Source organism: Pseudomonas sp. LFS074 (genome assembly GCF_047978165.1).
GTDB lineage: Bacteria > Pseudomonadota > Gammaproteobacteria > Pseudomonadales > Pseudomonadaceae > Aquipseudomonas > Aquipseudomonas putida_P.
This window is the reverse complement of sequence record NZ_JBFPFV010000003.1, coordinates 23,430-36,209: the sequence shown is the minus strand read 5'-3', so window position 1 is coordinate 36,209 and position 12,780 is coordinate 23,430. Positions and strand designations below refer to the sequence as shown.

Annotated in this window: 15 protein-coding genes and 1 other RNA gene; 9 read left to right on the top strand and 7 right to left on the bottom strand. The window is 60.8% G+C overall.

What is annotated here, in order from left to right; translation table 11 throughout:
- Nucleotides 1-22: 22 nt before the first annotated feature.
- On the bottom strand, nt 23-943 hold the full coding sequence (locus ACNQP3_RS24120) for a GlxA family transcriptional regulator (RefSeq protein ID WP_171577226.1): 921 nt from the start codon (nt 941-943) through the stop codon (nt 23-25).
- A 179-nt stretch (nt 944-1,122) separates the two neighbouring features.
- On the bottom strand, nt 1,123-2,163 hold the full coding sequence (locus ACNQP3_RS24115) for an NADP(H)-dependent aldo-keto reductase (protein ID WP_012274076.1): 1,041 nt from the start codon (nt 2,161-2,163) through the stop codon (nt 1,123-1,125).
- A 258-nt stretch (nt 2,164-2,421) separates the two neighbouring features.
- On the opposite strand from ACNQP3_RS24115, the gene rplM reads away from it, so the two are divergent.
- The 7 genes from rplM to ACNQP3_RS24080 all read left to right on the top strand — a co-directional run bounded on the left by rplM (nt 2,422) and on the right by ACNQP3_RS24080 (nt 7,286).
- Nucleotides 2,422-2,850: a 50S ribosomal protein L13 gene (gene rplM / locus ACNQP3_RS24110; protein ID WP_003251819.1), complete on the top strand. Its 429-nt coding sequence runs from the start codon at nt 2,422-2,424 to the stop codon at nt 2,848-2,850.
- Between the two features lie 14 nt (nt 2,851-2,864).
- A complete protein-coding gene (gene rpsI / locus ACNQP3_RS24105; RefSeq protein ID WP_003260797.1) occupies nt 2,865-3,257 on the top strand; it encodes a 30S ribosomal protein S9 in 393 nt (130 codons plus the stop codon).
- 262 nt (nt 3,258-3,519) lie between these two features.
- Nucleotides 3,520-4,113, top strand: a complete 594-nt coding sequence (gene petA, locus ACNQP3_RS24100) for a ubiquinol-cytochrome c reductase iron-sulfur subunit (RefSeq protein WP_003251823.1) — start codon at nt 3,520-3,522, stop codon at nt 4,111-4,113.
- A complete protein-coding gene (locus ACNQP3_RS24095; protein WP_003251825.1) occupies nt 4,113-5,324 on the top strand; it encodes a cytochrome b in 1,212 nt (403 codons plus the stop codon). Before petA ends, ACNQP3_RS24095 begins: the two co-directional genes overlap by 1 nt.
- The gene (locus ACNQP3_RS24090; protein WP_012274075.1) at nt 5,324-6,103 is read left to right on the top strand and encodes a cytochrome c1; all 780 of its coding nucleotides are present in this window, start codon (nt 5,324-5,326) and stop codon (nt 6,101-6,103) included. Before ACNQP3_RS24095 ends, ACNQP3_RS24090 begins: the two co-directional genes overlap by 1 nt.
- Before the next feature lie 117 nt (nt 6,104-6,220).
- Entirely contained in the window at nt 6,221-6,844 is a 624-nt protein-coding gene (locus ACNQP3_RS24085) for a glutathione S-transferase N-terminal domain-containing protein (protein WP_012274074.1), read from the top strand.
- Nucleotides 6,845-6,854: 10 nt separating this feature from the next.
- Nucleotides 6,855-7,286 (top strand): ClpXP protease specificity-enhancing factor, encoded by a 432-nt coding sequence (locus ACNQP3_RS24080; protein ID WP_060493235.1) that lies wholly within the window; start codon nt 6,855-6,857, stop codon nt 7,284-7,286.
- Between the two features lie 50 nt (nt 7,287-7,336).
- On the opposite strand, the gene ACNQP3_RS24075 is transcribed toward ACNQP3_RS24080, so the two are convergent.
- The 5 genes from ACNQP3_RS24075 to ACNQP3_RS24055 all read right to left on the bottom strand — a co-directional run bounded on the left by ACNQP3_RS24075 (nt 7,337) and on the right by ACNQP3_RS24055 (nt 11,120).
- On the bottom strand, nt 7,337-7,555 hold the full coding sequence (locus ACNQP3_RS24075) for a YgdI/YgdR family lipoprotein (RefSeq protein WP_012274072.1): 219 nt from the start codon (nt 7,553-7,555) through the stop codon (nt 7,337-7,339).
- A 121-nt stretch (nt 7,556-7,676) separates the two neighbouring features.
- Complete coding sequence (locus ACNQP3_RS24070) at nt 7,677-8,255, bottom strand: BON domain-containing protein (RefSeq protein WP_012274071.1); 579 nt, start codon at nt 8,253-8,255, stop codon at nt 7,677-7,679.
- The gene (locus tag ACNQP3_RS24065; RefSeq protein WP_012274070.1) at nt 8,252-8,845 is read right to left on the bottom strand and encodes a phosphoheptose isomerase; all 594 of its coding nucleotides are present in this window, start codon (nt 8,843-8,845) and stop codon (nt 8,252-8,254) included. Before ACNQP3_RS24065 ends, ACNQP3_RS24070 begins: the two co-directional genes overlap by 4 nt.
- Before the next feature lie 86 nt (nt 8,846-8,931).
- Complete coding sequence (locus ACNQP3_RS24060) at nt 8,932-9,303, bottom strand: YraN family protein (RefSeq protein ID WP_012274069.1); 372 nt, start codon at nt 9,301-9,303, stop codon at nt 8,932-8,934.
- A complete protein-coding gene (locus ACNQP3_RS24055; RefSeq protein ID WP_012274068.1) occupies nt 9,303-11,120 on the bottom strand; it encodes a penicillin-binding protein activator in 1,818 nt (605 codons plus the stop codon). The genes ACNQP3_RS24060 and ACNQP3_RS24055 overlap by 1 nt, the downstream gene beginning before the upstream one ends.
- A 186-nt stretch (nt 11,121-11,306) precedes the next feature.
- Here ACNQP3_RS24055 and rsmI point away from each other — a divergent pair, with 186 nt between their 5' ends.
- Both rsmI and rnpB read left to right on the top strand, forming a co-directional pair.
- On the top strand, nt 11,307-12,182 hold the full coding sequence (rsmI, locus tag ACNQP3_RS24050) for a 16S rRNA (cytidine(1402)-2'-O)-methyltransferase (protein ID WP_012274067.1): 876 nt from the start codon (nt 11,307-11,309) through the stop codon (nt 12,180-12,182).
- A 67-nt stretch (nt 12,183-12,249) separates the two neighbouring features.
- Nucleotides 12,250-12,623: RNase P RNA component class A (rnpB, locus tag ACNQP3_RS24045), an RNA gene on the top strand.
- The last annotated feature ends 157 nt before the right edge of the window (nt 12,624-12,780 follow it).

Below are 12,780 nucleotides of genomic sequence, written 5' to 3'. Positions count from 1 at the left end.
CCGCAAAGCGGCCCCATTGGCCTCAAGCCTCTTGCATGAACTGCTGCCGATACTGGTTTGGTGACAGCTCGGTGTGCTGGCGAAACAGCCGCGCGAAGAAACTGGCATCGTCATAACCGACCTCGTAGCTGATGGTCTTGATGCTCTTGCGCGTGCTCGACAACAACCCCTTGGCTGTCTCGATGCGTAGCCGTTGCAGGTAGTGCAGCGGCTTGTCACCCGTTGCGCCCTGGAACCGGCGCATGAAGTTGCGGATGCTCATGCCGTGGTTGCGGGCCACATCTTCGAAGCGGAACTTGTCGGCGAAGTGCTCTTCCAGCCAGTGCTGAATCTGCAGGATGATCAGGTCCTGGTGCAGTTTTTGCCCGCCAAAGCCCATGCGCCCCGGGGTGTAGTTGCGTTGCACTTCGTAAAGAATGTCGCGTGACACCGCACGGGCCACATTGGCACCGCAGAAGCGCTCGATCAGGTAGATGTACAGGTCGCAGGCTGAAGTTGCACCGCCGGCGCAATAGATATTGTCGGCATCGGTCAGGTGCTTGTCCTGGTTCAGGCGGATCTTCGGGAAGCGTTCGGCAAAGCTGCTGAAGAAGCGCCAGTAGGTGGTGGCCTCCTTGCCGTCGAGCAGGCCCGACTCGGCCAGCCAGAACACGCCACTGGCCTCGGCGCAAAGCACCGCGCCACGCGCGTGCTGCTCACGCAGCCACGGCAGCACCTGCGGGTAACGTTGCAGGAGGTTGTCGAAGTCATCCCAGTAGGCCGGGAGAATGATCACATCGGCGTCGTCCAGGCCACCATCGACCGGTAGCTGCACATTGCTGAAGCTGTCCACAGGTTGGCCGTCGGGGCTCACCAGGCGGATTTCGAACATGGGCTGCAAACCCAGGCCCAGCTGCTTGCTGTAGCGCAGGCTGGCGAGGTGGAAGAAGTCCTTGGCCTGCATCAAGGTCGAAGCAAACACCTTGTCAATGGCCAGGATGCTGACGCGCCGCAGCGACGCGGAGGGTTGGGTAAACATCATTGTCATTGTTCTTATAGGGTAGAGTGGTCAATCACCGGCTGGATCGTCTTATTTTTTGGCGATTGTGTCTACCCCATGTAACAGCGGGGCTGCTTTGCAGCTCAAGGTGCCGGGTTAGGCTGCTCCTGGTGGATGGCTTCAATCGCCGCCAGCAACTCATCGCTCAGGTTCAGCTCAAGGCTCGCCAGGTTGCTGTCCAGCTGTTGCAGGCTGGTGGCACCGATGATGTTGCTGGTCACGAACGGCTGTCGGGTGACGAACGCCAGGGCCATCTGCGCCGGGTCCAGGCCGTGCTCGCGGGCCAGTTGCACATAGCGGCTGCAGGCTGCCACGGTCTGCGGGTTGGAATAACGGGCAAAGCGGCTGAACAGGGTCAGGCGTGCGTTGCCCGGCCGTGCGCCGTTCTCGTACTTGCCCGAGAGCATGCCGAAGGCCAGCGGCGAATAGGCCAGCAGGCCGCACTGCTCGCGGATGGCCACTTCCGCCAGGCCTACCTCGAAGCTGCGGTTGAGCAGGTTATACGGGTTCTGGATCGACACCGCCCGCGGCCAGCCACGGCTTTCGGCCAACTGCAGGAACTTCATGGTGCCCCACGGCGTTTCGTTGGACAGGCCAATGTGGCGGATCTTGCCCGCGTGCACCTGCTCGTCGAGTACTTCGAGGGTTTCTTCCAGCGGGGTGAAATGGTCCTGTGGCAGGTGCTGGTAGCCCAGCTTGCCGAAGAAGTTGGTGCTGCGCTCCGGCCAGTGCAACTGATACAGGTCGATACGGTCGGTTTGCAGGCGCTTGAGGCTTTCGTCCAGCGCCGCGACGATGTGCTGGCGGTTGTGCTTGAGCTGGCCGTCGCGGATGTGGCTGATCCCGTTGCCGGGGCCTGCGACCTTGCTGGCCAGGACCCAGTCATCGCGATCGCCGTTGGCCCGGAACCAGTTGCCGATGATGCGTTCGGTGGCAGCGTAGGTTTCCGGGCGGGGTGGCACCGGGTACATTTCGGCGGTGTCGATGAAGTTGACCCCGGCTTTCTTGGCCCGGGCAATCTGTTCGAAGGCCTCGGCTTCAACGTTCTGCTCGCCCCAGGTCATGGTGCCCAGGCACAGGGCGCTGACGTTGAGGTCGGTACGGCCGAGCTGACGGTATTCCATCGGTTAGACACTCCTTGGCAATAGAAGCCTATCAAAGCAGGTTGAAATTTTTCTCGCAATCTGGATAATTCAGCCCCTCTCCGCGTGGCGGAAGTGATGCACCATCACGCAGGAAGAACCCCGTCGAACATTGGCGTGCCCGACCCGAGCCCCCAAAAGCGTCTGTGTTCGGCTGCGCGCTTGCCCTTGGCAAGCTGTGCACTATCCAGTAAGATTCGCCGTCTATTTTTCGCTGGGCGGCCTCTGAGGCTTTAGAGAATGAAAACTTTTACTGCTAAACCGGAAACAGTAAAGCGCGAGTGGTTCGTAGTCGACGCCGCTGGCCAGACCCTGGGTCGTCTGGCTACCGAAATCGCTACCCGTCTGCGTGGCAAACACAAACCAGAATACACCCCTCACGTTGACACCGGCGACTACATCGTCGTTATCAACGCCGAGCAGGTTCGTGTGACTGGTGCCAAGTCTTCCGACAAAATGTACTACTCCCACTCCGGCTTCCCGGGCGGTATCAAGGAAATCAACTTCGAGAAGTTGATCGCCAAGGCCCCTGAGCGTGTTATCGAAACCGCGGTCAAAGGCATGCTGCCTAAGAACCCGCTGGGTCGCGACATGTACCGCAAGCTGAAAGTGTACGCGGGTGCTGCTCACCCACACACTGCTCAGCAGCCTCAAGAACTGAAGATCTAACGGGATAGTTCATTATGTCGGCGACTCAAAATTACGGCACTGGCCGTCGCAAGACCGCAACCGCTCGCGTATTCCTGCGTCCGGGTACTGGTAACATTTCCATCAACAACCGTTCTCTGGACGTGTTCTTCGGTCGCGAAACCGCTCGCATGGTTGTTCGCCAGCCACTCGAGCTGACCGAAACCGTTGAGAAGTTCGACATCTACGTCACCGTTTCCGGTGGTGGTGTCAGCGGTCAAGCCGGTGCGATCCGTCACGGTATCACCCGCGCTCTGATGGAATACGACGAAACCCTGCGTGGCGCTCTGCGTCGTGCTGGCTACGTCACCCGCGACGCTCGTGAAGTTGAGCGTAAGAAAGTGGGTCTGCGTAAAGCGCGTAAGCGTCCTCAGTACTCCAAGCGTTAATACCGCTTCGGCAGTCGAAAAAAGCCCGGTTCCTTGGAACCGGGCTTTTTTTTTGGCTTGAACTAACCTGTCAGCATGTCAGTGGCCGCTTGTCGCATAGACACAGATCAAGCAAAGCGCGGGTTGTCACCCTTGCCGGGGTAATCACCTTGTCAGTGTGTGGATTTGTTTCTTACCATGGCGGCCAATTTTTAGTGCCATTGACACAACCTAAGTACAAGCCTGGTTCAACAGGCCAAGCAAGCTGATGGGAGAGGACTGAATGAGCAATGACGGCGTCAACGCAGGCCGGCGCCGCTTCCTCGTAGCCGCGACATCCGTGGTCGGGGCAGCGGGAGCAGTGGGGGCTGCGGTACCGTTCGTGGGGTCATGGTTTCCCAGTGCCAAGGCGAAAGCCGCGGGTGCACCGGTGAAGGTCAATATTGCCAAGGTCGAGGCCGGGCAGCAGATGGTGGCCGAGTGGCGTGGCCAGCCCGTATTCATCGTGCGCCGAACGGAGGAGATTCTCGGTAACCTGAAAAAAATCACCGGCGATCTGTCTGATCCAGAGTCCAAGGCCTCGGTCCAGCCGGCTTACGTCGACCCCGAGGTTCGCTCGATCAAGCCGGAAATCCTCATTCTCGTGGGCCTCTGCACGCACCTGGGTTGCTCGCCCACCTTCCGCCCGGAAGTCGCGCCCGCCGACCTTGGCCCGAAATGGGTAGGTGGCTACTTCTGCCCATGCCACGGCTCCCACTATGACCTGGCTGGCCGTGTCTACAAGTCGCAGCCGGCGCCTCTCAACCTGCCCGTGCCACCGCACTCTTACGAGTCGGACGAGATCATCGTCATTGGCGTCGACCAGGAGAACGCATGATGAGCAAGTTCATGGACTGGATTGATGCTCGCTTCCCCGCCACCAAGATGTGGGAAGACCACCTGAGCAAGTATTACGCGCCCAAGAACTTCAACTTCCTGTATTTCTTCGGCTCCTTGGCATTGCTGGTATTGGTGAATCAGATCGTTACCGGCGTGTGGCTGACCATGAGCTTCACGCCCTCGGCGGAAGAGGCGTTCGCCTCGGTCGAGTACATCATGCGTGATGTGGAGTACGGCTGGATTCTGCGCTACCTGCACTCTACCGGTGCGTCTGCGTTCTTCATCGTGGTCTACCTGCACATGTTCCGCGGCCTGCTCTACGGCTCCTACCAGAAGCCACGCGAACTGGTCTGGTTGTTCGGCATGCTGATCTACCTGGCGCTGATGGCTGAAGCGTTCATGGGCTACCTGTTGCCGTGGGGGCAGATGTCTTACTGGGGCGCCCAGGTGATCATTTCGCTGTTCGGTGCCATCCCGGTGATCGGTGACGACCTCACCCAGTGGATCCGTGGTGACTACCTGATCTCGGGCATCACCCTGAACCGCTTCTTCGCCCTGCACGTGGTTGCCCTGCCAATCGTGATTCTCGGCCTGGTGGTGCTGCATATCCTTGCGCTGCACGAAGTGGGTTCGAACAACCCTGATGGCGTGGACATCAAGAAGAAAAAGGACGAAAACGGCATTCCGCTGGACGGCATTCCGTTCCACCCGTACTACACCGTCAAAGACATTGTCGGGGTGGTGGTGTTCCTGTTCGTGTTCTGCGCCGTGGTGTTCTTCTTCCCGGAAATGGGCGGTTACTTCCTGGAAAAACCGAACTTCGAGCAGGCCAACGCGTTCAAGACCCCTGAGCACATCGCACCGGTGTGGTACTTCACACCCTTCTACGCGATCCTGCGTGCGGTGCCCGACAAGCTGATGGGTGTCATTGCCATGGGTGCGGCCATCGCCGTGCTGTTCGTACTGCCCTGGCTCGACCGTAGCCCGGTGCGTTCCATGCGTTACAAGGGCTGGATCAGCAAGGTCTTCCTGCTGGTGTTCTGCGTGGCCTTCGTCATCCTCGGCGTGCTGGGCGTACTGGCGCCGACACCTGGGCGTACCTTGTTGTCGCAGGTATGCACGGTGCTGTACTTCGCCTACTTCCTGCTGATGCCGTTCTACACAAGGCTCGAGAAGACCAAACCGGTTCCGGAAAGGGTGACTGGCTGATGAAAAAGTTGATTGCAGTATTTTTGCTGGCAGTGATGCCTGCCTTTTCCTTCGCTGCCGAACACGGCCTGGAGCTGGACAAGGCCGATATCGACCTGACCGACAAGGCCGCCATGCAGGACGGTGCGCGTACCTTCGCCAACTATTGCATGGGTTGCCACAGTGCCAAGTTCCAGCGTTACGAGCGAGTGGCCGATGACCTGGGCATTCCGCACGAGCTGATGCTCGAGAAGCTGGTGTTCACCGGTGCCAAGATCGGTGACCACATGCAGATCGGCATGAAGCCCAGCGACGCCAAGACTTGGTTCGGCGCTGCGCCACCCGACCTGACCCTGGTGGCTCGGGTGCGCGGTACCGACTGGCTGTACACCTATCTGCGCAGCTTCTACGAGGACCCGTCGCGGCCTTACGGGGTGAACAACAAGGTGTTCCCGAACGTCGGCATGCCGAACGTGTTGGTTGGCCTGCAGGGTAACCAGGTGATCGGCTGCAAGCAGGTGCAGACCGTGACCGATGGCAAGAAGCAATTCGACCCGTTGACCGGTAGCCCGATAACCCATGAAGCCTGTGACCAGCTGACCATTACGCCGAAATCCGGTACCCTGACCACTGAGCAGTTCGACGAGAAGGTCAAGAACCTGGTGACCTTCCTGGCCTATTCGGCCAACCCGGTCAAACTGGAAAGCCAGCGCATCGGTACCTACGTGTTGCTGTACCTGGCTTTCTTCTTCGTATTCGCCTACTTGCTCAAGCGTGAATACTGGAAGGACGTGCACTGATCACGCAGTAGTTTCTGGTTGTTGAACGCGCCCGTGGCGCCCTGGCAATACTGCCAGGGTGCCCCGGGCGCGTTTTCATTTACAGTGTCACAAGCATCCCGTGCGAGGAGCCGCTACATGGGCGCAACCAACAGGTTAGCCTGCTATTCCGATCCCGCTGATCACTATTCTCATCGGGTTCGCCTGGTGCTGGCCGAGAAGGGTGTGAGCGTGCAGGTCATCGATGTCGACCCAGCTCGCCTGCCGCCCAAGCTGGTCGAGGTCAACCCTTACGGCAGCGTGCCGACTTTGGTCGACCGAGACCTGGCGTTGTATGAGTCGACCGTGGTGATGGAATACCTCGAAGAGCGTTACCCGCACCCGCCGCTGATGCCGGTCTACCCGGTTGCGCGCGGCAACAGCCGTTTGCTGATTCACCGCATCCAGCGCGACTGGTGTGCCCTGGCCGATACCGTCCTCGACCCGCGCAGCAAAGAGGCTGTCCGAGCCGATGCGCGTAAGGCCTTGCGTGAAAGCCTGACCGGGGTCTCGCCGTTGTTCAGCGAGTTCGCCTGCTTCATGAGTGATGAGCAAAGCCTGGTCGATTGCTGTCTATTGCCCATACTCTGGCGTCTGCCGGTGTTGGGTATCGAGTTGCCGCGGCAAGCCAAGCCGCTGCTTGATTACATGGAGCGCCAGTTCGCCCGCGAGTCTTTCCAGGCGAGCCTGTCCTCCGTAGAACGTGAAATGCGCAAGCTTTAAGGAGCCGTTGATGAACTCCAGTCGCCCCTATCTGGTTCGAGCACTGTACGAGTGGATCGTCGACAACGATTGCACGCCCCATATGCTGGTCAATGCCGAATTCCCGAAAGTTCAGGTGCCGGATGGTTTCGCCAGTGATGGCCAGATCGTCTTGAATATCTCGCCAAGTGCCGTGCGCAGCCTGAACATGGACAACGAAGCGGTCAGTTTCGATGGCCGCTTCGGTGGCGTGCCTCATTCGTTGTACGTGCCGGTTGGCGCCATCCTGGGCATTTATGCTCGCGAAAATGGCCAGGGTATGGTCTTCGAGCTGGAGTCCCCGTTGATGGATGGCGACGACCTTGAAGACGATGATGTACAGCCGGATGACGATGGCCCGCCAGAGGGCGGTGGCCAGCCGCCGCGTCCGACTGGTCGGCCAAGCCTGAAAGTGGTCAAGTAACAAAAAAGGCGATCCAACCGGATCGCCTTTTTCTTTACCGCCAATCTGGGTTACAGGTCGCTGATGGTGCGTACCTGGTCCTTGTTGATGCGGGTGCGCTTGCCGTCGAGCTGTTGGAACTCGTAGAAGCCGGCGTCGCGGTCGAACTTTGGTGCATCGACAGCCTGAATTTCACGGCCATCGTTGAGGGTGATCAGGCTTGGGGTGGAGCAGCCGGCCAGGGTGGCGAAGGTGCCGATCAGCAGGGCGGGCAGCAGAAGCTTTTTCATGCGGTGTTTCCTGGGTTTCTTGAGGGTGTTGTCTGCGCCGGCCTCTTCGCGGCTAAAGCCGCTCCTACAGGGTGTAGCGTACCCCTGTAGGAGCGGCTTTAGCCGCGAAGAGGCCGGAGAGTCAGTCGATGTACTCGAACAGCTTGACGATCTTTTGCACGCCCGACACGCCTTGCACCACGGCAGTGGCCGAGTTGGCCTCTTGCTGGGTGACCAGGCCAAGCAGGTAGACGATGCCGTTTTCGGTGATCACCTTGATGCGCGAGCTTGGCACCGCATTGTCGGTCAGCATCTGGGTCTTGATCTTGGTGGTCAGCCAGGCGTCGTTGTTGCGCGCCAGGATGGAGGAGGGCTGCATCACCTGCAGCTCGTTGTGCACTTTCTTGACCCGTTGTACCTGGCTGGCGGTTTGCTCGGCCAGGCTCTTGAGGTCGGCGCGTGGGGTCTGGCCGGCCAGCAGGACAATGCCGTTGTAGCTGCTGACAACGATGTGCGAGCCCTTGTCCAGGTCTGGGTTGGCCTTGGAGATGTTCACGGCGGCCTTGGTCTCGATCAACGAGTCGTCGATCTTGCTGCCAATGGTGCGCGTACCGCGATCGTCCTCAATCGGCGAATTGCGAGTAGAGGTGAGTACCGAGCTGCATCCGGTGACGCTCAGGCACAGGGTCAGGGCCATCAGGCCGAGGCGCATAGGGGTCATTCTTCACTCCCGAACAGTTGGCTGTCGATCAGATCGCACAGGCAGTGGATCGCCAGCAGGTGGACTTCCTGGATGCGCGCGGTAACCGTCGAAGGAACGCGGATTTCCACGTCCTCGGGCAGCAGCAGCGAAGCCATGCCGCCGCCGTCGCGACCAGTCAATGCTACGACAATCATTTCGCGGTCATGTGCGGCCTGAATCGCTTGAATGACGTTGGCCGAGTTGCCGCTGGTGGAGATCGCCAGCAGAACGTCGCCGGGCTGGCCCAGGGCGCGGATCTGCTTGGAAAAGACTTCGTTGTAGCTGTAGTCGTTGGCGATAGAGGTCAGGGTCGAGCTGTCGGTGGTCAGCGCGATGGCCGGCAGGCTCGGGCGCTCGCGCTCGAAGCGGTTGAGCAGCTCTGAAGAAAAGTGCTGGGCATCGCCGGCCGAGCCGCCGTTGCCACAGGCGAGCATCTTGCCCTCGTTGAGCAGCGCATTGACCATGACCAGGCTGGCCTGCTCGATGTGCGGTGCCAGGATGTCCATTGCCTGTTGCTTGGTATCGATGCTGGCCTGAAACAGCCGGCGAATTCGGGATTGCATGTCCATCTGGTGACCTTAAGTGGGGCGGTGGCCTTTGCTACGCGCAACAACGACCAGCCCGCGAAACATAGAGCAAAAAAAACGAAGTGGGTTCAGCATTCGAAGGCGTTTTTCAGCCATTGAAGCGGTCTGCCTGCATGGTGGCTGCCCTGCAGGGCGACTACGTCGAAGCGGCAGGGGTGGTTGCCCCAGTGGGGCTCCTTCTGCAGGAACAGGCTGGCGGCAAGCACCAGCCGTTTCTGCTTGCGCCCATCGATACTGTCGAGGGCGCCTCCGAAGCCCGCGTGCAACCGGTAGCGGACTTCGACGAATACTACTGTATCGGCGTCGAGCATGACCAGATCAAGCTCACCGCCTTTGCATCGCCAGTTGCGTGCCAGCAGTTGCAGGCCTTGCCCCTGAAGGTACTCAAGGGCTTGGGTCTCTGCTGCTTGCCCGGCACGGGTAGGCGATGCTGCAGGCATCAGCGCGGGGTGTCAGGCAGGCGCTTGACCTGGCCGCCGGCAAACTCGGCCCATGGCAGCTGGCGCTCGACGCGTTGGTTGGCGTTGATGCTCAGGCTGCCCGAAAGGCCCAGGACGCGGTTGTCCGGCAGTGCTTTCAGCTGGCCCAGGCGTGGCGCCAGGCTGTAGGCATCGACGCCCATGGCATACAGACGGCCCAGGCTGCCAGCGGCCTGTGGCCACTGCTGTACGACCTGTTGGCGCAGGCTGTTGCTGGTGTCGAGCAGCCACGGCGTTTCGCAGAAGCGGATGCCGTTCATGTCGTTGTACTGGTTGACGTCACCGCTGGCGCTGTACAGGTTCGAGGTGGCGTAGACCGGTACGTCACCGGCGTACTGGAAGTTCAGGGTCGGCTTGATCTGCTGGGCCTGCTGTGGGGTCGAGGCGAGGAAGATGAAGTCGATGTCCTGGCGGCGCGACGGTTGTGCGGCAATGCTGCCGCCTACCGTGCTTTGCAGGCTCTTGGCGCGGCCTTCGCTCTGGCGCAGTTGGAACAGGTCGGCAATCTGCTGGGCCAGGGCGACCGGCTGGGCGATGCGCTCGGCGGCGAGCAGGGTGCCACCATTGCCTTCCCAGTCCTGACGGAAGGCGGCCAGTACGCGGTCGCCCCATTCACCGCTCGGCACCAGGGCCACGGCGCGGACCATGCCATCGGCGCGGGCGCGGCGGGCTACTTCGCGGGCTTCGTCTTCGGCAGCCAGGCCGAACTGGAACAGTTGCGGCGGGGCTTTCTGGCCGGCGTCGGCGTAGTTCAGGGCCAGGGTAGTGATCGGCAATTGCGGTTTGGCGGCCAGTTGCTTCACCAGCGGCTTTTCCAGCGGGCCGATGACCAGTTGCACGCCGGCGGCCTGGGCCTGGCGATAGAAGTCATCGAGCGAGCCGATGCGCGAGCTGTCGAACACCTGCACGGCAGGTGCCGGTTGGCCGGCTTGCTGGGCCTGGAAGTGAGCGGCCATGAAGCCGTCACGCAGGGCGCGGGCAACACCGGCCAGCGGGCCCTCCTGAGGCAGCAGCAGGGCGACCTTGGTCAGCGGTTGGCTGGCCAGTTCCTTGAGCTTGGTCAGCGCCAGCGGCAGTTGCTGGGCGGCAGGGTGGTCCGGGTGTTGTTTGACCCAGGTCTCGATGGCCGCTTGTTGCTGTTCCAGGGTGCCTGCACTTTTCACGGCGAAGGCCAGGCTGGTCCAGCCGGCCAGGGTCTGATCGTTGGCTGGCTGTTGCAGTTGCTCTGCCGGCAGTGAGGCAACCAGGGCCCAGATGGCGTCATTGTTGGCGCTGGCGGCCTGGCCGCTGAGCAGCGGGGCCAGCAGCACGCGCTGTTGTGCGGCCGCCAAGGCCTGGCCGTCGGCTTCGAGGGCGGCGGCATGCACGTTGTAGGTGCGCGCTTGCTGTTCCTTTGGCAGCTCAGCTACGCGCTGCAGGCTGGGGTGGGCCAGGGCAGCCAGGGCCGCTTTGGGCTGGTTGCGGCTCATGGCCAGCTCGGCGGCGAGGGTGCTGGCGAACACTTGCTGGGCCGGCTTGAGCGTGTCCAGCGGAACCTGCTCGAGAATGCGTGCGGCGCGTGGGAAATCCTTCTGCTTGTAGGCCAGGTCGGCCGCGCTCAGGCGCAGCAGGGCCGCGTCTTCAGCAGACTTGCTGGAAGCGGCTTTTTCGAGCAGTTGCTCGATGCTGGCGTCCGGGGTGCGTGGCAGTTCGCCCAGGCTGGATGAGGGCGAGCTGGCGCAGGCTGCCAGCAGGGCGGCGAGGCAGAGGGCTGTGAGCAGCCGCAGGCAAGCGATCATGTAAAGGTCCTGTTACTCGATCAAGTTGGCCGGCAATTGTACCCAAGCACTGGCCGGGGCGCGATGTTGCTGTGTCGATCCTTCACTATAGGCGGCTTGTTGCTGATCGCCGGCGAAGATCTTTGCGCCCTGTTGCAGGCGCTCGGGCTACAATGGCGCCTTTGATCCAAATGACAGGTGTACGCAGTGACTGATGTGGCAGGGGCTTCGAAATCCACGGTGGGGACGCTGTATGTGGTGGCAACCCCCATCGGCAATCTCGACGACATGAGCGCCCGGGCGCTGAAGGTGCTGGCGGATGTGGCCCTGATCGCCGCCGAAGACACCCGTCATTCGATCCGCCTGCTGCAACACTTTGGCATCGATACGCCGTTGGCGGCCTGCCATGAGCACAACGAGCGCGACGAGGGCGGGCGCTTTCTCACCAAGCTGCTCGCGGGTGAGCATGTGGCGCTGGTTTCCGATGCCGGCACGCCGCTGATTTCCGATCCGGGTTACCACCTGGTGCGCCAGGCGCGGGCCGCGGGCGTGAACGTGGTGCCGGTGCCGGGCGCCTGTGCTTTGATCGCCGCGCTGTCGGCAGCCGGCTTGCCGTCGGACCGCTTCATCTTCGAAGGCTTCCTGCCGGCCAAGCAGGCCGGGCGTCGGGCACGCCTGGAGCAAGTAAAGGAAGAGCCGCGTACGCTGATTTTCTATGAGGCCCCGCACCGGATCCTGGAGTGCCTTGAGGACATGGAAGCGGTATTTGGTGGCGACCGCCCGGCGTTGCTGGCGCGCGAATTGACTAAAACCTTCGAGACCCTGAAGGGTTTGCCGCTGGCGGAGCTACGTGCATTCGTTGCTGGTGATAGCAACCAGCAGCGCGGTGAATGCGTGGTGCTGGTCGGCGGCTGGAGTGCGCCGGAGGGCGAGCAGGCCATCAGCGCCGAGGCGCAGCGTGTGCTCGACCTGCTGTTGGCCGAGTTGCCGCTGAAGCGGGCGGCGGCACTTGCCGCGGAAATTACCGGTGTGCGCAAGAACCTGTTGTATCAACTTGCCCTTGAAAAGCAGAAAGCCGAATAGTGGCACTTTGATATAAATACCGGTATTGCTTGTTCTTGTGCGCGCGTGCCGGTAACCTTGGCGGCGGAGAGTCGATCGGACAGTCGCTGCCTGTTTTTGTTCCGCAACTTTGTTGTGTGGACAGCAGGGGGAGGAAAGTCCGGGCTCCATAGGGCAGAGTGCCAGGTAACGCCTGGGAGGCGCGAGCCTACGGAAAGTGCCACAGAAAATAACCGCCTAAGCACTTCGGTGCCGGTAAGGGTGAAAAGGTGCGGTAAGAGCGCACCGCACGTCTGGCAACAGTGCGTGGCTAGGTAAACCCCACTCGGAGCAAGACCAAATAGGGTTCCATCAGGCGTGGCCCGCGTCGGAACCGGGTAGGTTGCTAGAGGCGTCCAGTGATGGCCGTCGTAGAGGAATGACTGTCCTCGACAAAACCCGGCTTACAGATCGACTCTCCACCTTTCCTTCCCTGCGTGATTCGGTAGCAGATCCTCTCTGGTAATACCGAAAAAATCTTACTCTTGATAAATCACTTTAACTTTGAACTCCATTCGCTTGAGTGGGTTTGATTTTTCACGTGTTTTTTTCTCTTCGGCAGTCCTTCCACATTCCCTTA

What these genes read in the sequence shown, in the direction of transcription:
- ACNQP3_RS24120 (WP_171577226.1), bottom strand. Translation starts at nt 943, where the DNA reads ATGCAGGCCAAGGACTTCTTCCACCTCGCCAGCCTGCGCTACAGCAAG.
- ACNQP3_RS24115 (WP_012274076.1), bottom strand. Translation starts at nt 2,163, where the DNA reads ATGGAATACCGTCAGCTCGGCCGTACCGACCTCAACGTCAGCGCCCTG.
- rplM (WP_003251819.1), top strand. Translation starts at nt 2,422, where the DNA reads ATGAAAACTTTTACTGCTAAACCGGAAACAGTAAAGCGCGAGTGGTTC.
- rpsI (WP_003260797.1), top strand. Translation starts at nt 2,865, where the DNA reads ATGTCGGCGACTCAAAATTACGGCACTGGCCGTCGCAAGACCGCAACC.
- petA (WP_003251823.1), top strand. Translation starts at nt 3,520, where the DNA reads ATGAGCAATGACGGCGTCAACGCAGGCCGGCGCCGCTTCCTCGTAGCC.
- ACNQP3_RS24095 (WP_003251825.1), top strand. Translation starts at nt 4,113, where the DNA reads ATGAGCAAGTTCATGGACTGGATTGATGCTCGCTTCCCCGCCACCAAG.
- ACNQP3_RS24090 (WP_012274075.1), top strand. Translation starts at nt 5,324, where the DNA reads ATGAAAAAGTTGATTGCAGTATTTTTGCTGGCAGTGATGCCTGCCTTT.
- ACNQP3_RS24085 (WP_012274074.1), top strand. Translation starts at nt 6,221, where the DNA reads ATGGGCGCAACCAACAGGTTAGCCTGCTATTCCGATCCCGCTGATCAC.
- ACNQP3_RS24080 (WP_060493235.1), top strand. Translation starts at nt 6,855, where the DNA reads ATGAACTCCAGTCGCCCCTATCTGGTTCGAGCACTGTACGAGTGGATC.
- ACNQP3_RS24075 (WP_012274072.1), bottom strand. Translation starts at nt 7,555, where the DNA reads ATGAAAAAGCTTCTGCTGCCCGCCCTGCTGATCGGCACCTTCGCCACC.
- ACNQP3_RS24070 (WP_012274071.1), bottom strand. Translation starts at nt 8,255, where the DNA reads ATGACCCCTATGCGCCTCGGCCTGATGGCCCTGACCCTGTGCCTGAGC.
- ACNQP3_RS24065 (WP_012274070.1), bottom strand. Translation starts at nt 8,845, where the DNA reads ATGGACATGCAATCCCGAATTCGCCGGCTGTTTCAGGCCAGCATCGAT.
- ACNQP3_RS24060 (WP_012274069.1), bottom strand. Translation starts at nt 9,303, where the DNA reads ATGCCTGCAGCATCGCCTACCCGTGCCGGGCAAGCAGCAGAGACCCAA.
- ACNQP3_RS24055 (WP_012274068.1), bottom strand. Translation starts at nt 11,120, where the DNA reads ATGATCGCTTGCCTGCGGCTGCTCACAGCCCTCTGCCTCGCCGCCCTG.